Source organism: Niveibacterium umoris, assembly GCF_014197015.1.
In the GTDB taxonomy this organism is placed as follows: Bacteria; Pseudomonadota; Gammaproteobacteria; order Burkholderiales; family Rhodocyclaceae; genus Niveibacterium; species Niveibacterium umoris.
The window spans coordinates 985158-1007895 of record NZ_JACIET010000001.1; the positions used below are offsets into that span (position 1 = coordinate 985158).

Annotated in this window: 18 protein-coding genes; 9 read left to right on the forward strand and 9 right to left on the reverse strand. The window is 65.9% G+C overall.

From position 1 onward, the window contains the following. Positions 1–256 precede the first annotated feature (256 nt). From xdhA to GGR36_RS04435, 9 genes are all read left to right on the forward strand, one after another. Positions 257–1720: a xanthine dehydrogenase small subunit gene (xdhA, locus tag GGR36_RS04395; protein WP_183632253.1), complete on the forward strand. Its 1464-nt coding sequence runs from the start codon at positions 257–259 to the stop codon at positions 1718–1720. Beyond that, positions 1717–4029 carry a xanthine dehydrogenase molybdopterin binding subunit gene (gene xdhB, locus GGR36_RS04400; RefSeq protein WP_183632255.1) on the forward strand — a complete coding sequence of 771 codons (2313 nt, stop codon included), beginning with the start codon at positions 1717–1719 and terminating at the stop codon, positions 4027–4029. The genes xdhA and xdhB overlap by 4 nt, the downstream gene beginning before the upstream one ends. Then, positions 4026–5051, forward strand: coding sequence for a xanthine dehydrogenase accessory protein XdhC (gene xdhC / locus GGR36_RS04405; RefSeq protein WP_183632257.1), 1026 nt, complete (start codon positions 4026–4028; stop codon positions 5049–5051). Before xdhB ends, xdhC begins: the two co-directional genes overlap by 4 nt. Continuing rightward, positions 5048–6604 carry an ABC transporter ATP-binding protein gene (locus tag GGR36_RS04410; protein WP_183632259.1) on the forward strand — a complete coding sequence of 519 codons (1557 nt, stop codon included), beginning with the start codon at positions 5048–5050 and terminating at the stop codon, positions 6602–6604. The genes xdhC and GGR36_RS04410 overlap by 4 nt, the downstream gene beginning before the upstream one ends. Then, entirely contained in the window at positions 6594–7688 is a 1095-nt protein-coding gene (locus GGR36_RS04415; protein ID WP_183632261.1) for an ABC transporter permease, read from the forward strand. The genes GGR36_RS04410 and GGR36_RS04415 overlap by 11 nt, the downstream gene beginning before the upstream one ends. Further along, positions 7685–8611, forward strand: a complete 927-nt coding sequence (locus GGR36_RS04420; protein WP_183632263.1) for an ABC transporter permease — start codon at positions 7685–7687, stop codon at positions 8609–8611. The genes GGR36_RS04415 and GGR36_RS04420 overlap by 4 nt, the downstream gene beginning before the upstream one ends. Before the next feature lie 55 nt (positions 8612–8666). Then, on the forward strand, positions 8667–10049 hold the full coding sequence (locus GGR36_RS04425; RefSeq protein WP_183632265.1) for an 8-oxoguanine deaminase: 1383 nt from the start codon (positions 8667–8669) through the stop codon (positions 10047–10049). Then, positions 10046–11365: a guanine deaminase gene (guaD, locus tag GGR36_RS04430; protein ID WP_183632267.1), complete on the forward strand. Its 1320-nt coding sequence runs from the start codon at positions 10046–10048 to the stop codon at positions 11363–11365. The genes GGR36_RS04425 and guaD overlap by 4 nt, the downstream gene beginning before the upstream one ends. A 485-nt stretch (positions 11366–11850) precedes the next feature. Then, positions 11851–12687 (forward strand): hypothetical protein, encoded by an 837-nt coding sequence (locus GGR36_RS04435; protein WP_183632269.1) that lies wholly within the window; start codon positions 11851–11853, stop codon positions 12685–12687. Positions 12688–12865: 178 nt separating this feature from the next. On the opposite strand, the gene atzF is transcribed toward GGR36_RS04435, so the two are convergent. The 9 genes from atzF to GGR36_RS04480 all read right to left on the reverse strand — a co-directional run bounded on the left by atzF (position 12866) and on the right by GGR36_RS04480 (position 22651). Continuing rightward, positions 12866–14686: an allophanate hydrolase gene (gene atzF, locus GGR36_RS04440; RefSeq protein ID WP_183632271.1), complete on the reverse strand. Its 1821-nt coding sequence runs from the start codon at positions 14684–14686 to the stop codon at positions 12866–12868. Beyond that, entirely contained in the window at positions 14683–15372 is a 690-nt protein-coding gene (locus GGR36_RS04445; RefSeq protein ID WP_183632273.1) for a cysteine hydrolase family protein, read from the reverse strand. The genes atzF and GGR36_RS04445 overlap by 4 nt, the downstream gene beginning before the upstream one ends. A gap of 155 nt (positions 15373–15527) precedes the next feature. Further along, the gene (locus GGR36_RS04450; RefSeq protein ID WP_183632275.1) at positions 15528–17111 is read right to left on the reverse strand and encodes an ABC transporter ATP-binding protein; all 1584 of its coding nucleotides are present in this window, start codon (positions 17109–17111) and stop codon (positions 15528–15530) included. A gap of 10 nt (positions 17112–17121) precedes the next feature. Further along, complete coding sequence (gene biuH / locus GGR36_RS04455) at positions 17122–17817, reverse strand: biuret amidohydrolase (RefSeq protein ID WP_183632277.1); 696 nt, start codon at positions 17815–17817, stop codon at positions 17122–17124. A gap of 16 nt (positions 17818–17833) precedes the next feature. Then, positions 17834–18754, reverse strand: a complete 921-nt coding sequence (locus GGR36_RS04460) for an ABC transporter permease (protein ID WP_183632279.1) — start codon at positions 18752–18754, stop codon at positions 17834–17836. Between the two features lie 10 nt (positions 18755–18764). Next, entirely contained in the window at positions 18765–19871 is a 1107-nt protein-coding gene (locus tag GGR36_RS04465; RefSeq protein ID WP_183632281.1) for an ABC transporter permease, read from the reverse strand. A 10-nt stretch (positions 19872–19881) separates the two neighbouring features. Then, on the reverse strand, positions 19882–21003 hold the full coding sequence (locus tag GGR36_RS04470; protein WP_172200094.1) for a BMP family ABC transporter substrate-binding protein: 1122 nt from the start codon (positions 21001–21003) through the stop codon (positions 19882–19884). 485 nt (positions 21004–21488) lie between these two features. Further along, positions 21489–22241, reverse strand: a complete 753-nt coding sequence (locus GGR36_RS04475) for a GntR family transcriptional regulator (protein ID WP_183632283.1) — start codon at positions 22239–22241, stop codon at positions 21489–21491. Next, on the reverse strand, positions 22238–22651 hold the full coding sequence (locus tag GGR36_RS04480) for an AtzH-like domain-containing protein (protein WP_183632285.1): 414 nt from the start codon (positions 22649–22651) through the stop codon (positions 22238–22240). Before GGR36_RS04480 ends, GGR36_RS04475 begins: the two co-directional genes overlap by 4 nt. Between the last annotated feature and the right edge of the window lie 87 nt (positions 22652–22738).

Below are 22738 nucleotides of genomic sequence, written 5' to 3' on the forward strand. Positions count from 1 at the left end.
TGGAATTTCGCCGCCAGCCCGTTGGCCGGATTGCGGACTGGGATCGACTGTATCGAGTCAGGCCCCTGCAACCCATCCCGCACCGCTTATGAGCGGTATTCGTCCAGCGCAGGTCGCTTTCGCGTCGCGCAGGCGGGTGACCTTCATAAGCACAGCCGGATAACCCCTATCCGCCCTGCCCCGCTTCGCATTGGCGGCGCAACTGATACCTTCGAATCACCCCAGCGCAACGGTGATTGCGCAAGAGAGAGCAGCAATGAGCGCACGACCTATCCATTTCTACTTCCGCGGCGAAGTTCGCCAGATCAGCGGGGCACCGACCACGCGCAGCGTGCTGCAATGGCTGCGCGAGGACGCACACGCCACCGGCACCAAGGAGGGCTGCGCAGAAGGTGACTGCGGGGCCTGCACCGTGGTGCTCGGCGAGCGCGACGATGCGGCGCCCGGCGGCTTGCGGCTCAGCGCCGTCAACGCCTGCATCCAGTTCCTGCCCACGCTCGACGGCAAGGCGCTATTCACGGTGGAAGACCTCGCCCAGGGCAGCGAACTGCACCCGGTGCAGCAGGCGATGGTCGATTGCCATGGCTCTCAATGCGGCTTCTGCACCCCCGGTTTCGTGATGAGCCTGTGGGCCGACTACGAAGCGCGGCCCGTGGCGCCGACGCGCGACGAGACGCTCAGCGTGCTCTCCGGCAACCTGTGTCGCTGCACCGGCTACCGCCCGATCATCGATGCCGCGACTGCGGCGCACACGAAGCCGCGCGTCGCACTCGACCGTACCCCGGTGCGTGCTGCGCTGGACCGGATCGCGGCCCTGCCCGCGCTCGACTACGCCTGCGACGACGCGCACTTTGCTGCCCCGCGCACGCTCGCGGCGCTCGCGACGGCCTATGCCGCCCGGCCGCAGGCGCGCCTGCTCGCCGGTTCCACCGACATCGGTCTGTGGGTCACCAAGCAGATGCGTGCGCTCCCTGATCTGATCTATCTCGGCGCCGTCGCCGAGTTGCGCTGCATCACCCGCGAGGCTGACCAGTTGCTGATCGGCGCCGGAGTCACGCTCACCGATGCCTTCGCCGCCCTGGTCGACGTGTTGCCCGCCTGGCGCGAACTGGCCGAGCGCTTCGCATCGATGCCGATCCGCAACGCCGGCACCCTGGGTGGCAATATCGCCAACGGTTCGCCGATCGGCGACTCGATGCCGGGGCTGATCGCGCTCGGCGCGACGGTGGTGCTGCAGCAAGGTGACGTCACCCGCGAGATTGCACTCGAAGATCTCTACCTCGGTTACCAGAAGACGGCGCTGCAGCCCGGCGAATTCGTGCGCGCGGTGTGCGTGCCACTGGGTGAATCCGCCCCCGCTCACTTTCGCACCTGGAAGCTCAGCAAGCGCGCCGATCAGGACATCTCGTCGGTATGCGCCGGCATCGCGGTGTGGCTCACCGAGGGCCGCGTCACGTCGGCGCGGGTCGCGTTCGGCGGCATGGCGGCGACGTCGAGCCGGGCACGCCACTGTGAAGCCGCCTTGATCGGCCAGGCATGGTCCGCGGAGACGGCCCGCAACGCCATGGCAGCGCTGGATGCGGACTTCACGCCGCTCACCGACATGCGGGCGAGCGCCGGCTATCGACGCACCGCGGCGCGCAATCTGGTCTGGCGCTTCTGGCTGGAGACCTGCACCACACAGGCGGCAGTCACCCGCCTCGCGGAGGTGTCAGCATGATGATCCCGCGTGGCGTCATCGGCGCATCCCTGCCGCACGAAAGCGCAAAACTGCATGTCAGCGGCCGTGCGCACTACACCGACGATCTGCCGCTACCGGCCGGCGCGCTCCACGCCGCATTCGGCAGCGCCCCGGTCGCCCACGGGCGCATCACGTCGCTGGACCTGTCCGCCGTTCGCACTGCGGAGGGCGTGGTCGCGGTGCTCACCGCCGCCGACATTCCTGGCCAGAACAATTGCGGCCCGGTATTGCACGACGACCCGATTCTCGCCGAGGAATTGGTGCAGTTCTGGGGCCAACCGCTCTTTCTCGTCGTCGCCACCAGCCACGACGCCGCGCGCCGCGCCGCGCGCCTCGCCCGCATCGAATTCGAGACCTTGCCTGCGGTGCTGACGGCCGAAGCGGCTATGGCGGCCGAGAGTTGGGTGTTGCCGCCGGTGCACGTGCGCCGCGGTGACGCGGTGAGCGCACTGGCCACCGCCAAGCATCGCTTGCAGGGCAAGGCAAGCCTCGGCGGACAGGAACACTTCTACCTCGAAGGTCAGATCGCCATCGCCACGCTGCGCGACGACGATTCGATGCACCTGAACGTGTCGACCCAGCATCCGACCGAGATGCAGCACATGGTGGCGCATGCACTGGGCTGGCGTGCGCATCAGGTGAGCGTGGAATGCCGTCGCATGGGCGGCGGCTTCGGCGGCAAGGAATCGCAGTCGTCGCAGATCAGCTGCGCCGCCGCAGTGGCAGCCTGGCACACCAAGCGCCCTGTGAAACTGCGGCTGGATCGTGACGACGACATGACGGTCACCGGCAAGCGCCATGACTTCCATATCGAGTGGGACGTCGGCTTCGATGCCGAAGGTCGCATCCTCGGGCTGGCGCTCACACTAGCGTCGCGCTGCGGCTTCTCGGCCGACCTCTCCGGCCCGATCAACGACCGCGCAATCTTCTGCGCCGACAACTGCTACTACCTCGACGCGGTTGCGATCCGCAGCCTGCGCTGCAAGACGAATACCGTGTCGAACACGGCCTTCCGCGGTTTCGGCGGCCCGCAGGGCATGTTCGCGATCGAAAGCATCATCGACGACATCGCGTGTCATATCGGCCGCGATGCACTCGAAGTGCGGCGGGTGAATTTCTATGGCGACAGCCGTGGCAGCGCCCGCAATGTCTCGCATTACGGCATGAAGGTGGAAGACAACATCGCCCCGGCGCTGGTCGAGCAACTGGTGCGCGATTGCGACTACGCCGCGCGTCGGGTGGAGGTCGCGCGCTTCAATGCCGGCAGCCCGGTCATCAAGCGCGGTCTGGCGCTGACGCCGGTAAAGTTCGGCATCTCTTTCACCGCCACGATGTACAACCAGGCCGGCGCGCAGGTGGCGGTGTATTCGGACGGCACCGTGCTGCTGACCCATGGCGGCACCGAAATGGGCCAGGGCCTCTACACCAAGATCCGCCAGATCGTGGCGCACGAATTCGGCCTGCAGGTGGAGGACGTGCGCCTCTCGTCCACCGACACCAGCCGCGTGCCGAACACGTCGGCGACGGCTGCGTCGAGCGGCACCGACCTCAATGGCAAGGCAGCCCAGGCGGCGGCACGTGCGATCCGGGGGCGCCTGGCCGCCTTCATCGCAGCGCGCAATTCGGTGAATCCGGAGCATGTGGTATTTGCCGGCGGACGCGTCATCGCAGGTAGCGAGATCATCTCCTTCATCGAACTGGTCGGGCAGGCCTATCGATCGCGCATCCAGCTCTGGGACGCCGGTTTTTACAGCACGCCAAAGATCCACTACGACCCGCACACCATGATGGGTCGCCCCTTCTACTACTTCGCCTATGGCGCCGCGTGTGCCGAGGTGGCACTCGATACGCTCACCGGCGAGAGCCGCGTGTTGCGCGTCGACATCCTGCACGACGTCGGCCGCAGCCTGAACCCGGCGATCGATATCGGCCAGATCGAGGGCGGCTTCATCCAGGGCATGGGCTGGCTGACCAGCGAAGAGCTGTGGTGGAAACCGGACGGACGGCTGATGACGCATGCACCGTCCACCTACAAGATCCCCGCGGTGTCCGACTGCCCGCCGGTGTTCAACGTGAAGCTTTTCGAGGGCGAAAACGTCGAGGACGCGATCCACAAATCCAAGGCTGTCGGTGAGCCGCCCTTGATGCTCGGCCTCGCGGTGTTCTTCGCGCTGCGAGATGCCTGTGCAGCGGCTACCGGAGGGCCGGTCGAGCTCTCGGCCCCCGCCACACCGGAGGCGCTGTTGCGCGCCATCGGTGGCCTTGCTGTCGAAGCGGCCGCGGCATGAACGAATGGCTCAACCAGATCGCGCCGCTGCTGGCAGCGGATGGGTCACTGATGCTGATCACGGTGGTGATGGCTCAGGGCTCCACGCCGCGCGAGGCGGGTGCGGCGATGGTGGTGAGCGCCAGGCAAACAGCCGACACCATTGGCGGCGGCCACCTCGAATGGGAAGCCACGGCGATTGCGCGCGCCCTGTTACGTGACGGCACCCGCCTGCGCACCGTGCGATTCTCGCTCGGCGCAAGCCTCGGGCAATGCTGCGGCGGCGCGGTGTGGCTGCTCTTCGAGCGCATCGAACCCGACAGCGCGCTGATGTGGCGGCATCGCGCCGCGGCGCTTGCACGTGGCGAGCACCTTGCGCGTACGGTGGCGAGCATCGACGTGCAATCGACGTGGTCGCTGCTGCCCAGCGGCCATGCTCATGCCAGGTTCGCCCGCGATCCGGATGGCAGCAGCTGGCAGTTTCAGCAACAGATCGGCGAGCCGCCCTTCCCGATCTGCATCTTTGGTGCCGGCCATGTCGGCGAAGCGCTGGTGCGCGTACTCGCACCACTCGGCGCGCAGATCGACTGGATCGACCCGCGCGACGACGTATTTCCCGCCGGGCTACCGGCCAACGTGCGCACCCATTGCACCGACGCACCGGAACAGGCAGTGGCAGACGCCCCGCCCGGCACCTGCTTCATCGTGCTGACGCACAGCCACGCGCTGGATTTCGAGCTGTGTCTGGCGATCTACCGCCGCAAGGATTTCGCCTACTTCGGCCTGATCGGTTCCGCGACCAAACGCGCAAAGTTCGAGCACCGCCTCATTGAACGGGGCATTGCGCCCGAGCGCATGGATGAACTGACCTGCCCGATCGGCATCGACGGTATCCAGAGCAAGCTGCCGCAATCGATAGCCATAGGCGTCGCCGCACAACTGCTGCAGTTGCGCGAGACGCGAATGCTGCTGCAACACGCCTCGCAACAAGCGGCATCGGTATTCGCCGACGCGCACTGCAACGCCAACGGAACCCAGCGATGATTCCAGAGCCACCCGTACCTCTCCACGGCGAACCCCGCCTGCAGTTGCTGCACATCTCAAAACGCTACCCCTCTGTGCTGGCAAATGACGATGTCAGCCTGGTCGTGCGACCGGGCGAAATCCACGCCGTGCTGGGCGAAAACGGTGCAGGCAAGAGCACCCTGATGAAGGTGATCTACGGCGCGGTGAAAGCCGACATGGGCGAGATCATGTGGAACGGACGTCAGGTCGATATCCCCGACCCCGCCGCCGCCCGCGCGCTGGGCATCGGCATGGTGTTCCAGCACTTCTCGCTGTTCGAAACGCTGACCGTGGTGGAGAACATCGCGCTCTCACTCGGCGGTGAATTCGATCTCGCGAGCCTTGCGGTCAAGGTGAAGGAAGTGTCGCAGCGCTATGGCCTGCCGCTCGATCCGTTGCGCCACGTGCACAGCCTTTCGGTCGGAGAGCGGCAGCGGGTCGAGATCGTGCGCTGCCTGCTGCAGAACCCGCAGCTCTTGATCCTCGACGAGCCGACCTCGGTGCTCACGCCGCAAGCCGTGCGCAAGCTGTTCGAAACGCTGCGCCAGCTTGCCAGCGAGGGCGTCAGCATCCTCTACATCAGCCACAAGCTCGACGAGATCCGCGAACTGTGCGAACGCGCCACCGTGATGCGCGGCGGCCGCGTCACCGGCGAAGCCGACCCGCGCCAGGAAAGCTCGGCCAGCCTCGCACGCATGATGATCGGCCGCGAACTGCCGCACTGTGTGGCGCCGGTATTCGACGGCGAGCGCAAGCCGCTGCTGGAGGTCCGTGCACTGTCGCGCGAGCCGGACGATGCCTTCGGCACGCGCCTCACCGACATTGCGCTCACCGTGCATAGCGGCGAGGTGGTCGGCATCGCCGGCATCTCCGGCAACGGGCAGACCGAACTGCTCGCCGCGCTGTCGGGCGAAACGCCGGTCGCGCGGGACATGGTGCAATTGTGCGGTGAGGCCGTGGGCCACCGCGATGCCGGCGCGCGGCGTGATCGCGGGCTCTCGTTCGTGCCGGAAGAGCGGCTCGGGCGCGGCGCAGTGCCGGCGATGTCGCTCGCCGACAACGCGCTGCTCACCGCACACCGGCAAGGGCTGGTGCGCCACGGGCTGCGCCGCTTCGCCGCGGCGCGCGAATTTGCCCAACGCTGTATCGAGCGCTTCGACGTGCGCTGCGGTGGTACCGGCGCGGTGGCGCGCAGTCTTTCCGGCGGCAACCTGCAGAAGTTCATCGTCGGGCGGGAAATCATGCAAGCACCCAAGGTGATGATCGTCGCCCAGCCGACCTGGGGCGTCGATGTCGGCGCTTCGGCCTTCCTGCGCCAGACCCTGCTCGACCTCTCGCGCAGCGGAGTCGGCGTGCTGGTGATCTCGGAAGAACTCGAAGAGCTGTTCGAGATCTGCGACCGCATCGCGGTGCTGGCCGGCGGGCGCCTCTCGCCCGCGGTGCCGCGCGAACAGACCAACGCCGAGGCGATCGGGCTCGCGATGTCCGGCCTCTTTGCCCAACCCACGCCGGAGAGCGCCCATGCTGCTTGAACCCCGCGCCACCCCGTCGCGCTGGATGAACTACGCTGCGCCACTGCTCGCGATCCTGCTGACGCTCGGCGTCGGTGCGCTGCTCTTCACCGCACTCGGCAAAGACCCGAAAGAGGCGTTCCATGTCTTCTTCATCGGCCCGCTGGCGGACGCCAACGGCTGGAGCGAGCTACTGCTCAAGGCCGCCCCGCTGATCCTGATCGCCGAAGGGCTCGCAATCGGTTTCCGCGCCCGGATCTTCAACATCGGCGCCGAGGGCCAGCTGATTATGGGCGCGATCTTCGGTGGCGGCGTCGCAATAGCATTCCCCGAATCGCAAAGTGCCTGGCTACTGCCGGCTATGGTGCTCGCTGGCGCAACCGGTGGTGCGCTGTGGGGCGCGATACCGGCACTGCTCAAGACGCGATTCAACGCCGAAGAGACCCTCACCACGCTGATGCTGGCCTACGTCGCCAACCTGGTGCTTGCCTGGCTGGTGAGCGACCCGTGGCGTGATCCGGGCGGCATGAATTTCCCGCAGTCGGTGATGTTCGGCGACGCCGCGCTGTTCTCGATGCTGTTCGAGGGGCTGCGCCTGAACACCTCGGTGTTCATCACCGGGGTCGCCGTGCTGCTGTTCTGGCTGTTCGTGTCGAAGAGCTTCCTGTCCTACCAGGTCACGGTCGGTGGCCTTGCGCCGCAGGCCGCGCGCTACGCGGGCTTCCCGGCCAGCCGCACGGTCTGGCTCAGCCTGGTGCTCTCCGGCCTCACCGCCGGGCTGGCCGGCATAGGCGAAGTCGCCGGCCCGGTCGGGCAACTGAACCTGAACATCTCGCCGGGGTATGGCTACGCCGCGATCATCGTTGCCTGGATCGGGCGTCTACACCCTGTTGGCATTGTGTTCTCTGGCCTCTTGATGGCGCTGATCTACCTCGGCGGTGAAGCCGCGCAGATGGCGCTGCAAACACCGGCCGCGATCACCGGCATCTTCCAGGGCATGTTGTTGTTCTTCCTGCTTGCCTGCGACGTGTTCATCGACTTCCGCCTGCGCAAGCCACTCGAAAAACGCCGCGCCGCCGCGCTCGCCAAAAAGGCCATCGCATGATCGAACACCTGATCCCGATTCTCGCCGGCACCTTGGGGGCTGCCACGCCGTTGATCTACGCCGGGCTCGGCGAACTGGTTGCCGAACGCAGCGGCGTCATCAACCTCGGCGTCGAAGGCATGATGCTGATCGGCGCCGTCGCCGGCTTTGCCGCCGCGGTGGAAACCGGTGGCGGCGCAGGGGCCGGCTTCCTTGCGGGCGCTGCCGCCGGCACCTTCGCGGCGCTGTGCTTCGCGGTGCTCACGATGTCGCTGGCCGCGAACCAGTCCGCTGCGGGGCTCGCACTGACGATCTTCGGCATCGGCCTCTCCGCCTTTATCGGCCAGCACTACGTCAGCCACAGCCTGCCCGGCCTCAAGCCGGTTGCGCTGCCGCTGCTCTCGTCCATTCCGCTACTCGGCCCGGTGTTCTTCACTCAGGACATGGGCGTGTACCTGTCCTTCGTGTTCTTCGGCATCGTCTGGTGGGTGCTGGCGAAGACCAAGCTGGGCCTGATGCTGCGCGCGGTTGGCGAATCGCCCGAATCGGCGCATGCGCTGGGCTTTCCAGTGTTCGCGATCCGCTATGGCGCGGTGCTGTTCGGCGGTGCGATGGCAGGCATCGCGGGGGCCTACCTCTCGACCGTCTACACCCCGATGTGGGTGCAGAACATGAGCGCCGGGCGCGGCTGGATCGCCGTGGCGCTGGTCGTATTCGCAACCTGGAGGCCGGGCCGCCTGCTGCTCGGCGCCTGGCTGTTCGGCGGCGTCACGATCCTGCAGTTCCATGCGCAAGCGCTGGGCGTGCGGGTGCCATCGCAGTTGCTCTCCGCCCTGCCCTACATCGCCACCATTGTGGTGCTGGTGCTGATCTCGCGCGACCGCAAGCTGCTGCAGCTGAACCTGCCCGCCTCGCTCGGCAAGAGCTTCGTGCCAGGGCGCTGATTCCCAATTCAATCCGGCGACGCCACCTGAAGCGTTGCCGTGCAGGACCTGAACCATGACGACGCTTTTGCTGCAGCACGCCGATGTGCTGCTGACGATGGACGCTGCGCGCCGCGAGATCGCGGACGGCGCAGTGCTGATCCGCGATGGCGTGATCGAAACCGTCGGCACCACCGATGAACTCGCCGTGCTCTGCGCGCACGCCGGTGTGGCGCCGGACGAAACGATCGAGCTGCGCGGTCATGTGCTGATGCCCGGCCTCGTAAACACCCATCACCACATGTACCAGAGCCTGACCCGCGCAATGCCTGCCGCGCAGGACGCGGAGCTGTTCGACTGGCTGCGCGCGCTCTACCCGGTCTGGGCCGGGCTCACGCCGGAGATGATCCATGCTTCGACGCAGACGGCGATGGCGGAGCTGATCCTTTCTGGCTGCACGACTTCGTCCGACCACCTCTACATCTATCCGAACGGCAGCCGGCTCGACGATTCGATCGCCGCCGCGCAGGAGATCGGCATGCGCTTCACCGCGTGCCGCGGCAGCATGAGCGTGGGCCAGTCGAAAGGCGGCTTGCCGCCGGACGAAGTGGTGGAGCGCGAGGACGCGATCCTCACCGACACCCGGCGACTGATCGAGACCTGGCACGACCCGCGGCGGCATTCGATGCTGCATGTGGCGGTGGCGCCCTGCTCGCCCTTCTCGGTGTCGCGTGAGTTGATGCGCGAATCGGCCGAGCTGGCGCGCCACTACGGCGTGCGCCTGCACACCCACCTCGCCGAGAACGACAAGGACATCTCGTACAGCCGCGAAGTCTTCGGCATGACGCCGGCCGAATACGCTCAATCGCTGGGCTGGACGGGCGACGATGTATGGCACGCGCACTGCGTGAAACTGGACGCGCCGGGCATTGCGCTCTTCGCACGCAGCGGCACCGGCGTGGCGCACTGCCCATGCTCGAACATGCGACTGGCCTCTGGCATCGCGCCGATTCCGCAGATGCGCGCGGCGGGGGTGCCGGTCGGTCTGGGCGTCGACGGTTCGGCATCGAACGACGGTGCGCACATGCTAGGCGAAGCGCGGCAGGCGATGCTGCTGGCGCGCGTCGGCCACGGCCCCGCTGCGCTCAGCGCGCGCCAGGCGCTGGAACTGGCAACGCTGGGCGGCGCCCGCGTGCTGGGCCGCGACGACATCGGCGCGATCGCGCCCGGCATGAGCGCAGATTGCGTTGCGTTCGCGACTGGTGGCGTCAGCCTTGCGGGCGGCGCGGTGCACGACCCGGTTGCCGCGCTGCTGTTCTGCACCCCGCCGCAGGTGAGCCTGTCGGTGATCAACGGCCGTGTGGTGGTGCGAGAAGGTCAGCTCACGACGATCGACCTGCCACGGGTACTGGAGCGCCACAACCGCTTCGCGATCGCGCTCGCAGCGGGGCACGCATGAATCGCCAGCTTCACCTCGTTCGCGGAACGGTGCTGCACTTCTTGCGCGACCCGGGGCCTACCGATGACGCTTCGGCCTGCGAATTCTTCGAGGATGGTGGACTGCTGATCGAAGCCGGCCACGTCAGTGCGGTCGGTGACTGGGATCGGGTAGCAGCGCTGCTGGAACCGGAAGCCCGCGCGCACGCCCAGTTGCACGATTACCGAGGCCACCTGATCCTCCCGGGGCTGGTCGACACGCACATCCACTACCCGCAGGTAGGGGTGCTGGGTTCCTTCGGGCGGCAACTGATCGACTGGCTCACCGAGTACACCTTCCCGGCCGAGACCGCGTTTTCAGATCCGGCGGTGGCACATCAGTGTGCCGAGTTCGTGGTGCGGAGGATGCTCGCGCACGGCACCACCACGGCATCGGTGTTCGCCACGGTGCATCCGCATTCGGTCGACGCCTTCTTCGAGGCCGCGTCCCACTTCGATCTGCGCATGCTCTGCGGCAAGGTGATGATGGATCGCAACTGCCCGGATTCACTGCGCGACACCGCCGTGAGTGCCGAACACGACAGCCGCGCGTTGATCGAGCGCTGGCACGGCCACGGCCGCCTGCGCTACACGCTGACCCCGCGCTTCGCGCCCACCTCGACGCCACAGCAGCTGGACGTGGCCGGTGCGCTGTACGCCGCGTGGCCGGACCTGCATGTGCAATCGCACCTCGCGGAAAACAAACGCGAGATCGAATGGGTGCGCGAGCTCTTCCCCGACCGACGTAGCTACCTTGATGTGTATGCGCACCACGGCTTGATCGGCCCGCGCACGATCTACGGCCACTGCGTGCATCTGGATGAGGCCGAACGCAAGTGGATGGCCGACACCCAAACGGCGGCCGCGTTCTGCCCGACGTCGAACCTGTTCCTCGGCAGCGGCATGTTCGACTACGGCGCCGCACGCGAAGCGGGCATGGCGGTGGGGCTGGCGACCGACGTCGGTGGCGGCACGTCCTTCTCGCTGATCCGCACGCTGGGCGAGGCCTACAAGGTGTCGCAGTTCTGCGCGCAGCCGCTTGCGCCGCTCTCGGCCTGGTATCTGGCGACGCTGGGGGGCGCCAGGGCTTTGGGGCTCGATCGCTTCATCGGCAACTTTGTGGCCGGCAAGGAAGCGGACTTCGTTGTGCTGGACCTGCACGCCACCGAAGAGCTGGCATGGCGGATCTCACATGCCTCGACGCTGGCAGAACGCCTGTTCGCCCTTCAAACGCTGGGTGACGAGCGCTGCGTCGTGGCCACTCACGCGATGGGACGACCGGTGTTCCGCCGCGACTAAGCCTTCCAGAAGCTAAAAGAAGAAAAACGCTTGCCGCTAGGCAATTGCCACTGCCGAGCCCCAATTCGATCCGAGTATTGCGCGTTTCAATGCCATTTTCGAGATAGGCATCTTGAATTGGCGCGTCAATTCACCGCCAATCTGGTGCAAAGAAACGTTCTCAAAACCCAGTTTGGTGCTTTGCGCACTGCAATTGGCCGCCTCCGGTAAAATACGATCCACCCCGCCTTCACCCAACGGCCTTTGCCTCCTGGCGCCGGGCTGATTTGTTGTGCAAATACGTCAATCATGAATTGGCGTATTGCACACAGAAACCAGCAATTACGGGCGATATTACGGAATGATTATCCGGGGTATAAGCCCCCCCTCTACCTACCACTGCTAGCATCGATTCGACTCCAATCGCTGCCCGGTCGAAAGACGTGGCGCAGACATGTTGTCCAGATCGTTCAACTGCCAGCCCAAATACAGACAGGGAGATTCACATGAAAGCAAAACTTTCGATCGGCGCCTTTGCCGTATTCAGCGCCCTCGCCGCCACACCGGCCTTCGCCGCGGACTGGAGCGACACCTCGGCCAGCTGGCGTTATGGCACGCACTTCGCCGAACCGGCGATTGAAGGGGCCATCAAGAAGAACATCTTCGCGCTGACCCATGTCAGCGGCTACAAATACGGCACGAACTTCTTCAACGTCGATTTCCTGCTGTCGGACGAAAACGACCCGGCAGCAGGCGGCAAGGGTGGCGCGCAGGAAGTCTATGCCGTCTATGCGAACCAATTGCACCTGGGCAAATTGACTGGCTCGGATCTCTCTTTCGGCCCGGTTCGCGACATCGCCCTCACCACGGGTTTTGACGCCAGCGCCAAGAACACCGACTTCGCCGCGCGCGTCCGCAAGTTCACCTTCGGCCCGACACTCAAGTTCGGCGTACTGGACGGCTGGTTCGACCTGAGCCTGCTGTACTACAAGGAAACCAACCACAACGGCATCGTCGGCACGGACGTGAACTTCGACAGCACCTACCGCGTCGCAGGCGCGTGGGACATCCCCTTCAGTGCAGGTCCGGTGCCGCTGAGCTTCAACGGTTTCTTCACCTATACCGGCGAAAAGGGTAAGGACGGCTTCGGCGCTGATACCAAGCCGGAAACGCTGGCTGACCTGTTCCTGATGGCCGACGTGGGTGCGCTGGCAGGCAAGAAGGGCACGTTCAAGGCCGGTATCGGTTACGAGTACTGGACGAACAAGTTCGGCAACGACCACACCCAGGTCATCGGCTCGAACGCCTACACCCCGATGATCAAGGCGGAAGTTCACTTCTGATCTTGTCAGAGCCGCAATAACGAATCGGCCCGCACAATGCGGGCCGATTTATTTGTCGCTACGCAATTTTCAATTCGGGTTGCGGCCCATTTCGGCGACGGCGTTTCATTGCAAGCGGACGCGTCTGAATCTTCGCTTGTCGATTGCGCCCATGCTCTTCCGGCTCGCTTGGATTAACTCATTTTGCGCGCTGCGCGAGGTACGCACGCCAGCCGCCAAAATGGGTAATGTCTTCGGCCCCCTCGGCCGCGATCGCCTCGCAAGTAAAGCCCTGCACCGTCGATCCGTCCGCGAGTTTCACGACGCCAATACCGAGCGGCGCCGGAATAGCGGCAACGAAGCTGCCAAACTCGCGTGCCGGCATCTCCCACACTTCCATCTGCACTGCCCCGCCGCCCGTTCCTACGCGGATCATGCCGGGTCGGAACGGCGGCCCGCCGGGTAAAGCCACGAACTTGTATTCCGGGGCAGATTCGACAGCCGCAATCAACCGCGCGCCGCGGCTGGTGAGTTGTCCGTTCAAGGGCAGACCACTGAGGTGGGCACCGCACACCGCGACGCGCACTTGCCCGCTGGGCAGCGACAGAGGCGCCGATGCCACCGGCTGCGGCAGCCCTGTTGCGCCAAGCGGCGCGCCGAGCGCGCGCTGCATGCGCCCAGCGAGCCGCAGCAACGGGCCATCCTGGTGCGCTGGTGCAAACAGCGTCACGCCGAATGGCAGCCCATCCGTCTGAAAGCCGGCCGGCACTGCAGTCGCCGCGTAGTCGAGCAGGTTCATGAAGTTGGTATAGGTGCCGAGATTCGCGTTGAGCCGGATCGGATCGGACAGCATCTCGGCGATCGTGTAGATCGTGCCGGCAGAAGGCGTGAGGATCGTATCTACGTCCTGCCACACGGCATCGCACTGCCGCTTGGCGGCCTTCAGCCTGTAGCCGTAGTCGTATGCATCAGCGGCCGACCAGCGTTCCGCGCCGCCGATGATCTCGCGGATCACCGGCAACAAGGCATCCGGCTGCGCATCGAAGAAACCGCGGATCGCCGCATAGCGTTCGGCGACCCAAGGGCCCTCGTACAGCATCTTCGCAGTATCGAGAAAGGGCTGCAGGTCGACTTCGACGATCTCGCCGCCGAGCGCGGCAATCCGCTCAATCGCTTCAGCGAACAGGCGTTCGGCCTCGGCATTGCCAAAGAAGGCCAGCTGCGAGGCCTTCGGCACGCCAACGCGGAATGATGTAACGCGCCCAAAGTCGAAGCCATGCCCTTCCTGCTTGCGGGCAAAACAATCGTCGGCATCAAAGGCCGCGGCCACGCTCGTCACCAACTCGGCATCGTCGGCCGTAAGCGCGAAGACCGATACGGTATCGAGCGAGCGGCAGGCCGGCACAACGCCGGTTGTGGATAGCCAACCCAGGGTCGGTTTGTGCCCGATCAGATTATTGAAAGCCGCAGGCACCCGGCCGGAGCCCGCGGTGTCGGTGCCCAGCGCGAAGCTGACATAGCCCTTCGCCACCGCCACCGCAGACCCCGAACTCGACCCGCCTGAGATGTATTCAGGATTGAAGGCGTTGCGGCACGCGCCCCAGGGCGATCGGGTGCCGTTAAGCCCGGTGGCGAACTGGTCGAGGTTGGTCTTGCCGATCGGGATCGCACCCGCATCGATCAGACGCTGCACGACGAATGCGCTGGCCTGTGGCGTGTAGGCAAACTCGCGGCAGGCGGCGGTCGTCGGCACACCGGCCAGATCGATGTTGTCCTTGATCGCAAACGGGATGCCGTAGAGCGGCAGCGACGCGGGGTCGCGCCCGGCGAGCGCCTGCGCGTAGCGGCGGACGGCCTCATCCGACAGGCGCGTGATCCACACACAGTTCGGATCTTCTGCGGTGCGCCGAAGCACCTCGTCCACCACATCGAGCGGTGTCAGCCTGCCTTCGCGATACGCCGTCTGGAGACTGGCGATATCCAGGCTCTGCGCGTGCAGCGCCGCGTCGGGTTTGCTCATGCGCGCCCCTTTGCGAGCAGCGTTTCGCCGGCGCCGGTCAGCGCCGCGAGACTCGCAGTCCAGCCCACGATGCCGCCTTGCGCTCGCACCATATCGAGCGTCGTCTGCTTGAAGTGCGGGAAGTAGCTGGCGGTGGCTTCTTCGACCAGCAGGCAGTTGTAGCCGCGGTCGTTCGCTTCACGCATCGTCGTCTGCACGCAGACCTCGGTGGTGACGCCGGCAAAGATCAGGGTATCGACGTTGCGGCGCGCGAGCCATTCACCCAGATCCGTCGCATAGAACGCACCCTTGCCCGGCTTGCGCAACACACGCTCGCCCGCCAGGGGCGCCAGTTCGGGCACGAAGTCGCTACCGGTTTCGCCATCGATCAGGATGCGGCCCATCGGCCCGGCATCGCCGATGCGCTTGCCAGGCGCGCCGCGCTGCAGCTTGGCGGGCGGACAGTCAGACAGGTCCGGCGCATGAGCCTCCTTGGTGTGCACGATGCTCATGCGCACACTGCGCGCCCAATCAAGCAATTGCCGCGCAGGGGCAATGCACCCCGCAAGCTGAGACACATCGTTGCCCAGAGCCTCGCCAAAACCACCCGGCAGCAGGAAGTCGCGCTGCATGTCGATCATGATCAGCGCGCTGCGCGTGGTCTCGAAGCTGAACGGCGCGGGTTGTGCGTCGATACCCAGTTCCATAGCCCCTCCTAAGGAAGATCTGAATAAGTGGCTGCGACGGCGCATCGCTGCGTTACGGCGCGCTCACTCCTGCGCCTATCCAACAGATATGTCTTGGTCGCTGCGCGCGCCGCGCCTTGCGCTGCATCCGTCTCGCTCACTTGTTCAGACCTTCCCTAAGCGTGCGCCTCGCCGGCCATGTAGCGCCCCAGTGTCGCGACATCGGCGCCGGCGCGCGGGCACTCGTACCCGATCTGCCCTGCGTGCATCACCAGCAGGCGATCCGAAAGCTCCAGCAGTTCGTCCAGGTCCTCGCTCACCAGCAGCACCGCGCAACCGGCATCGCGCGCCGCGCGCAGCCGGGCATGGATCGCCGCCACTGCGCGGAAGTCGAGCCCGAACACCGGATTCGCCACGATCAATACCCGCACCGGGCCTTGGGCGCCGGCGCTCAGCTCGCGGGCCAGCACGGCGCGCTGCACATTGCCGCCGGAGAGCGAGGCGATCGGCGCGCCCGGCCCCGGCGTGCGCACGCCGAAGTGTTCGATCATGCTGCGCGCCTGCTCGGCGAGCGCCTTGGGCCGCAGCCAGGGGCCGCGTGCGAGCGGCGCTTTGTCGAAACTGCGCAGCGCCATGTTGTCGGCCACGCTCATCTCGCCCACACAGGCATTGCGCAGCGGTTCTTCCGGCAGGCTGCGCACGCCCAGCGCCTGCATCTCGTGGCGCCGCTGGCGGTAGGGTTTGCCGTCGATCGTGACGCTGCCGCTGAGGTGCCGGCGTTGCCCGAGCAAGGCTTCCACCAGCTCGCGCTGGCCGTTGCCGGACACGCCTGCAACACCGACGATCTCGCCTGCCCGCACGCTGAAGCTCGCCTTGTCCACCGCCGGCACGCCGCGATCACCAATCACCGTGAGCGCGCTGACCCGCAACACTTCGTCACCGGTCGTGTGGCTGCTGGTCGCGGGCGACGGCTCGGCTTCGGGCGACGCTTCGTCGGCGCCCATCATTGCGACGGCCAGGCGATGGGGGTCGGTTTCCGATACTTTTGCCCCGGCCACATGCTTGCCACGCCGCAGCACCGTCACCGCATCGGCAAAACGCATCACCTCGCGGAACTTGTGGGTGATCATCAGTACCGTCAGCTTGCCGGCCTGCGTGCGTGTCTGCAGATAGCCCAGCAGCTCGTCGGCCTCCCCCGGTGTGAGCACGGACGTCGGTTCGTCGAGGATGATGAAGCGGCGCTTGAGGTAGAGCTGCTTGATGATCTCGACCTTCTGCTTCTCGCCCGCCGCCAGCTCGCCGGCGAGCGCGTCGAGCGGCACGCGGAAGGGCATCTCGGCGAGCATGGCTTCAAGCGCGGCGCGCTCGCGCTTCCAGTCCAGCAGTGCGGGCAGGCGCGGCTGGGCAAGCAACAGGTTTTCGGCCACAGAGAGATTCGGTGCCAGCGTGAAGTGCTGGAACACCATGCCGATGCCCAGCGCGGCCGCTTCGCGCGGGTTGCCGATGCTTCGCTCGCGGCGGTCGACACTGACGCTGCCGCTATCCGCCGGCTGGTAACCGATCAAGCATTTGACCAAGGTGCTCTTGCCGGCGCCGTTCTCGCCCAGCAGCGCGTGGAAGCTGCCGGCGGCGACATGGATCGACACATCATCGAGCGCGACGAAGTCGCCGAAGCGTTTGGTGAGGTTCAGCACCTCGACTTCTGCCGCCTCGCCTTGCGGGGCTTCAACCCCCGGAACAACGATTGCCGACTCGAACATGGCGCGCGCCTCAGGCGTCCGGCCATGCGGCCAGCGCAGCGAGCACCGAGGCCGAATCCGCCACCGCGCCGAACACACCACCTTGCATCAGCACCATGTTGATCGCGGCAAGGTGATTGTTGTAGTCGGTCGCGCCGCAACCATCGGTGACCAGCAGGCATTCGAAGCCGCGGTCGTTCGCTTCGCGCATCGTGGTGTGCACACACACATCGGTGGTGATGCCGGTGAGCACGATGTTGCGGATGCCGCGGGTGTGCAGCACCAGCTCCAGATCGGTCGCGCAGAAGGAACCCTTGCCGGGTTTGTCGATGATCACTTCGCCCGGCAGCGGGTAGAGCTCGGGAATGATGTCCCAGCCCGGCTCGCCGCGTACCAGGATGCGGCCACAAGGCCCGGCGTCGCCAATCCCCGCACCGATGCGCTGCGAGCGCCAGCGCTTGTTCGCCGGCAGATCCGACAGATCGGGGCGATGGCCCTCGCGGGTGTGGATCACGTGCGCACCGGCCGCACGGAACTTCGACAGCAGCTTGCCGATCGGTTCGATCGGCGCGCGGGTCAGCGAGATGTCGTAGCCCATCGTGTCGACATAGCCGCCCTTGCCGCAGAAGTCGGTCTGCATGTCGATGATGACCAGCGCGGTGTTCGCGGGCGTCAGCGCACCATCGAACGGCCAGGGATAGGGCTTTGATTCCAGGGTCAGGCTCATGGTCGTGCCTCGGTCATCAGCGATTCAGGGATAGCTCGCCCGGCGCGCCCTTGAGGCTGGTATCGCGCGAACAGGTCAGCGTCATCAGCAGCAGGGTCAGCGCGTAGGGCGCAGCATTGAAGAGGTAGTAGCCGGACGAGATGCCGACCGACTGCAAGGCCGGCCCGATCGCCCCGGCGGCGCCGAACATCAGCGCAGCCAGCACACAGCGGCGCGGCTGCCAGCGCGCGAAGATCACCAGCGCAACGGCCATGATCCCCTGCCCGTTCGAGAGCCCTTCGTTCCAGCTGCCCGGATAGAACAGCGACAGGAAGGCGCCGCCCACCCCGGCCAGGGCACCACCAAATACTGTGGCCGCGATGCGGATCGGGATGACCGCGGCGCCGGCCGCGCGTGCGGCGGCCTCGCTATCGCCAACCAGGCGCAGCGTCAGGCCGAGTCGGGTATTCGCGAACGCCCAGTGCAGGGCAAACGCCAGCACCAGACCCGCGACGAAGAGCGGGTTGATGTCGAGCGCCGAACGCAGCGCGGGCGAATCGCTCCACGCTCCGAAGTGAAACGCGGTGAGCGTGGGCGCCTGAGGCTGTATGTAGGCCTTGCCCCAGTAGAAGGCCAAGCCGGTGCCGAGAAGCATCAGGGCGATGCCGAGCGCGATGTCGTTAACCCGCCGCAAGCTCGCGAGCAGCCCGTGCAACAGGCCGAACACGGCGCCGGCACCGGCCGCGGCGAGCACCCCGAGCCACGGCTGGCTGCTATGCAGCGAGGCGGCGTACGCACTCATCGCCCCCATCACCAGCGTGCCTTCGAGGCCAAGGTTGATGCGCCCCGCCTTCTCGGTGATCGTTTCGCCCAGGCTCACGAACAGGAAGGGTGTGCTGACGCGGATCGCGCCGCCCAGCATGGCCAACAGCACCGCAGTGATCGCATCGACGTGCATCGGGGCCTCCTCAGACGCTGACGTCAGTCTTGGCTGCCAGCGCTGGCGTGGGCGAACGCCGCGGCGTTGCCAGCTGCGGCAGCCGCCACGCATGGCCGCGCAGGGTTTCGATCGCGATCAGCACGACGAACAAGATGCCCTGCAGCACCAGCACGGTGGCGTCCGGCATGTCCAGCCGGCGCTGTAGCAAGCTGCCGGCGGCGCCAATGCCGCCGATGAGGATGGCGGCGGGGACCACGGCCAGCGGGTTCTGCCGTGCAATGAAGGCGATCAGGATGCCCGCATGGCCGTAGCCGACCAGCACCGACGCGTTGCATGCGCCATGCACCGCCGCGACTTCGATCATGCCGGCAAGCCCGGCCATGGCGCCGCCAGCAGCGCACAGCCCGATCACCCACGGTGTGACAGCGAGCCCCGCCATCGCCGCGGCGCGCGGGTTGCCGCCCACCACGCGCACGGCAAATCCCCACACGGTGAAGCGCAGGAAGACCCAGGCCAGCAGTGCACACACGACACCGACCGCGAGCCCCACATGGACATCGAGCCCCGGCAGTGCGCCCAGCATCGCTTCCGGCGCCAAGGGATAGGTCGAGGGCTTGTTGAGACTCGCCGGATCGCGCAGCGGCCCCTCGACAAAATGATTCATCAAGGCCACTGCGATGTACGAGAGCAGCAGGCTGGAGATCGTCTCATTGACGCCGCGCCACTGACGCAGCGCACCCGCAAAGCCAATCAGCACCCCACCGGCAAGCATGCCGGCCAAGGCCATGGCCAGCCACAGCAGCAGGTTCGGGCTGCCCGCGAGTGGCACGGCCACCGCCGCGGCGCCCAGCGCGCCAAAGGCCAGCGCTCCTTCGCCGCCGATGATCACCAGGCCTGCGCGCGCTGGCAGCGCAACCGCAAGGCCGGTGAGAATCAGCGGTGCCGCGCGCAGCAGGGTGTTCTGCCAGCCGAATGCATCGCCAAACGCACCGGCGAAAATGGTTTCGAGCACCTCCAACGGCGCCTGCCCTTCCAGCGCCACAAACAGCGAAAACAACATCAACGCGATCGCCAGCGCTGCAAGCGGCAGCAGCGCATCGATCAACGGACGTGGGCGGGCAGGCGCGGCACTCATCTGCGTGGCCTCAGACCGAACCGATCACGCCTTCGACGAGGTAGTTCATGCCTTCAAGCTCGATCGCCTGCTGCGCGAAGCTCTTGCCTGCGGCGATCACTTCCTTGCCGGTGTTGTCTTTCAGCGGGCCCTTGAAGATCACGAATTCGCCCTTGAGCATCTTCGCCTTCACCTCGTCGGCGGCCTTTCGTGCCTTGTCGCCCACCGCAGCCCCGTAGGGCGACATCTTCACGAAGCCCTCTTTCAGACCGCCGCGCACGAAGTTCGGGAAGGGTTTGCCCTCCTGCAGCGCCTTCACGAAGGTCGTATTGGGGGTCACCCAGTCCCATTCCGCGCCGGTGAGGTAGCCCTTCGGGGCCAGTTTGGCCTGGCTGGCGTGGTAGCCACAGCTGAAGGCGCCACGGCGCTCCGCGGTTTCGACCACGACCTTGGGGCCATCCACATGGCAGGTCAGCACGTCGCAGCCCTGGTCCAGCAGGCTGTTGGCCGCTTCCGCCTCCTTCACCGGCATCGCCCAATCACCGGTGAAGATCACGCGGGTCGTCGCATTCGGGTTCACCGAACGCGCACCCAGGGTGAAGGCGTTGATGTTGCGCAGCACCTGCGGAATCGGCTTGGCCGCCACAAAGCCGAACTTGCCCGTCTTGCTGGTGAGTCCGGCGACGATGCCGCTCAGGTATTCACATTCGTCGATGTAGCCGAAGTAGCTCGCGACGTTCTTCGGGTGCTTGCCTTCCGACCACAGGCCGCCACAGTGCGCGATGTGCGCGTTGGGGTACTTCTGCGCCACTTTCAGCACGTGCGGATCGAAGTAGCCGAACGAGGTGGCGAACACCACGGCGGCCTTGTCCTGCACGATCATCGCTTCCATCGACTTTTGCACAGCAACGGTTTCCGGCACTTTCTCTTCTTCGATGACCTTCACGCCGGGCAGCTTCTTCAATGCCGCAGCAGCCTGCGCGTGGGCCTGGTTGTATCCGAAGTCGTCACGCGCACCGACATAAATGAACCCGACCGTGATGCCGCCCGCCGCCAGCGCGTCGCGCACCGACGCGGGCAGCAGCCCCAGCGCAGGCGCCGCCGCCGCGGCCTTGATGAAATTGCGACGCGAAAAGCTGGAACGATCCTGCATGGCGTTTCTCCCTGATCGATGTCATTGGCCGGAGGGCGTATCACTGACAGCGCATTTCTTGTACGCCGTCTTGTATGCAAGATACGCAAAGCGCGTGCCAGTCTTGTCATCGAACCCGCCGCGATGTGCCTGCCAAGGCTGGAGGGCGCGCGGGCAGTACGCAGAAGGCTGAGCGGGCAACATGGGTCGTACGGGATGCGCCGGCGGCGCAATCGGGAGCACGCGGGAACCCCCCGATTTACGAGCCGCCTTGGTGCGGCGCGCACCGTTGGCGTGCTCCATCGCGCTGGAGAACGAGGCGTGACGACGACGAAGCTGTCCGGTGCGACAGCCCGTTCTTAAGGACCGCAAAAGGAGGCAGCGAGACGGCCGCCTCGCCACGTTTCGCACACAAAGCGACTCCGCCAACGCGAAGAACGGACTTGGTGGCGGCAGCGTCGCGCTTGAGCTGCGCCTACCGGAGCAGCCACGTCGCTACGACCTGCTTAACCGCGCCCTGTTCGGCGCGCTTCGTAGAGCTTATGCAGCGTGATCTTGCGCACCTCTGCGCGGCTCGCCTCGATGTGAGCCGCAAGTAATGAGGTCGCCCGCTCGCTGCTGCGCCGCCGGATGGCGCGCAGGATCGCGGCGTGTTCCGCGTAGGTGGTCTCGATGCGCTCGCGCTGCGTGAAATCGAGGCGCCGCACGATCCGGATGCGCTCGGTCACGTCGGCATGCACCCGCGCCATCTCGGGATTGCCAGCGGCCTCGACCAGCGCCATGTGGAAGGCTTCGTCCTGCAGCGCCACGCTGCGCCCGTCGTTGTCGCGCTCCGACTCATCAAGCAGCCAATAAGCTTCCAGACGGGTCAAAGCGGAGAGGGATTCCTTGCGATCGCACAAGCGGCGCACCGATTCCAGTTCGATCAACTGACGCAGGTCGTAGAGGTTCTCGAAGCGATCGAAATCGTAGGGGTTCACGCTCCAGCCATTGCGGAACTGAACGCTGAGGAAACCCTCGCGCTGCAACTGGTACAGTGCTTCGCGCACCGGTGTGCGTGACACGCCTAGCCGCTCGGCAAGCTCCGTCTCGGTAAAGCGGTCGCCGGGAAGCAGCCGAAACTCAGCAATGTCGTCCTTGATCGCGGCATAAACCGCCTGGGCTCGGGTCGCCGGCTGTTCCGCAGCACGCGCGCTGGCAACGCTGCGGCGCCCCCCTTTCGACGGCAGCTTGGGCTGCGAGGTATGACGCGCTGTCATGCTTGCGACTCGTTCTTCAGGCTTACATGCGCAGCAACGATGCGCCAGCCACCATGCTCCGGGAGATCCGATCTCACCCAGGTCTGGCTCTGTCGCCCACCGCCTTCCCGATCGGTATAGCGAAACACCAGGTTCACGGTACCGAGATCCGTGCCGTACGTGCTGACCTCGCAACGCACGATCCGCCTTGGCGGGCTCTGCAGTGGCAAGCTGGCGCGGAAGGCGACCACAGCGTCGTAGCCGTACTGCTCGTCTGCCAAACCGAAGCGCAGTGTGTTTTCCCCCGGCATGAAGAAACGATCCAACGCAAGGCGATCGTTACCCACCAGGGCCACCTCATAGCGTTCGGCAATCGCCGTCAGCTCATTCCGGATGGCAGGAATATTGATCTGATCCGAAGGAATCGGCATCACTCACCTTGCGTGCAATTTTGTGTACAAGATAAGAATAACGCAGGTTCCGGGCCACCGCGCTTGGCGCGCGATTGCGTGCTTCGC

Excerpts from the sequence above, each read along its gene's own strand:
- GGR36_RS04425 (WP_183632265.1), top strand. The coding sequence starts at position 8,667 with ATGACGACGCTTTTGCTGCAGCACGCCGATGTGCTGCTGACGATGGAC.
- GGR36_RS04470 (WP_172200094.1), bottom strand. The coding sequence starts at position 21,003 with ATGCAGGATCGTTCCAGCTTTTCGCGTCGCAATTTCATCAAGGCCGCG.
- GGR36_RS04420 (WP_183632263.1), top strand. The coding sequence starts at position 7,685 with ATGATCGAACACCTGATCCCGATTCTCGCCGGCACCTTGGGGGCTGCC.
- biuH (WP_183632277.1), bottom strand. The coding sequence starts at position 17,817 with ATGAGCCTGACCCTGGAATCAAAGCCCTATCCCTGGCCGTTCGATGGT.
- GGR36_RS04445 (WP_183632273.1), bottom strand. The coding sequence starts at position 15,372 with ATGGAACTGGGTATCGACGCACAACCCGCGCCGTTCAGCTTCGAGACC.
- GGR36_RS04475 (WP_183632283.1), bottom strand. The coding sequence starts at position 22,241 with ATGACAGCGCGTCATACCTCGCAGCCCAAGCTGCCGTCGAAAGGGGGG.
- GGR36_RS04415 (WP_183632261.1), top strand. The coding sequence starts at position 6,594 with ATGCTGCTTGAACCCCGCGCCACCCCGTCGCGCTGGATGAACTACGCT.
- guaD (WP_183632267.1), top strand. The coding sequence starts at position 10,046 with ATGAATCGCCAGCTTCACCTCGTTCGCGGAACGGTGCTGCACTTCTTG.
- GGR36_RS04450 (WP_183632275.1), bottom strand. The coding sequence starts at position 17,111 with ATGTTCGAGTCGGCAATCGTTGTTCCGGGGGTTGAAGCCCCGCAAGGC.
- GGR36_RS04460 (WP_183632279.1), bottom strand. The coding sequence starts at position 18,754 with ATGCACGTCGATGCGATCACTGCGGTGCTGTTGGCCATGCTGGGCGGC.
- atzF (WP_183632271.1), bottom strand. The coding sequence starts at position 14,686 with ATGAGCAAACCCGACGCGGCGCTGCACGCGCAGAGCCTGGATATCGCC.
- xdhC (WP_183632257.1), top strand. The coding sequence starts at position 4,026 with ATGAACGAATGGCTCAACCAGATCGCGCCGCTGCTGGCAGCGGATGGG.
- GGR36_RS04480 (WP_183632285.1), bottom strand. The coding sequence starts at position 22,651 with ATGCCGATTCCTTCGGATCAGATCAATATTCCTGCCATCCGGAATGAG.
- GGR36_RS04435 (WP_183632269.1), top strand. The coding sequence starts at position 11,851 with ATGAAAGCAAAACTTTCGATCGGCGCCTTTGCCGTATTCAGCGCCCTC.
- GGR36_RS04410 (WP_183632259.1), top strand. The coding sequence starts at position 5,048 with ATGATTCCAGAGCCACCCGTACCTCTCCACGGCGAACCCCGCCTGCAG.
- GGR36_RS04465 (WP_183632281.1), bottom strand. The coding sequence starts at position 19,871 with ATGAGTGCCGCGCCTGCCCGCCCACGTCCGTTGATCGATGCGCTGCTG.
- xdhA (WP_183632253.1), top strand. The coding sequence starts at position 257 with ATGAGCGCACGACCTATCCATTTCTACTTCCGCGGCGAAGTTCGCCAG.
- xdhB (WP_183632255.1), top strand. The coding sequence starts at position 1,717 with ATGATGATCCCGCGTGGCGTCATCGGCGCATCCCTGCCGCACGAAAGC.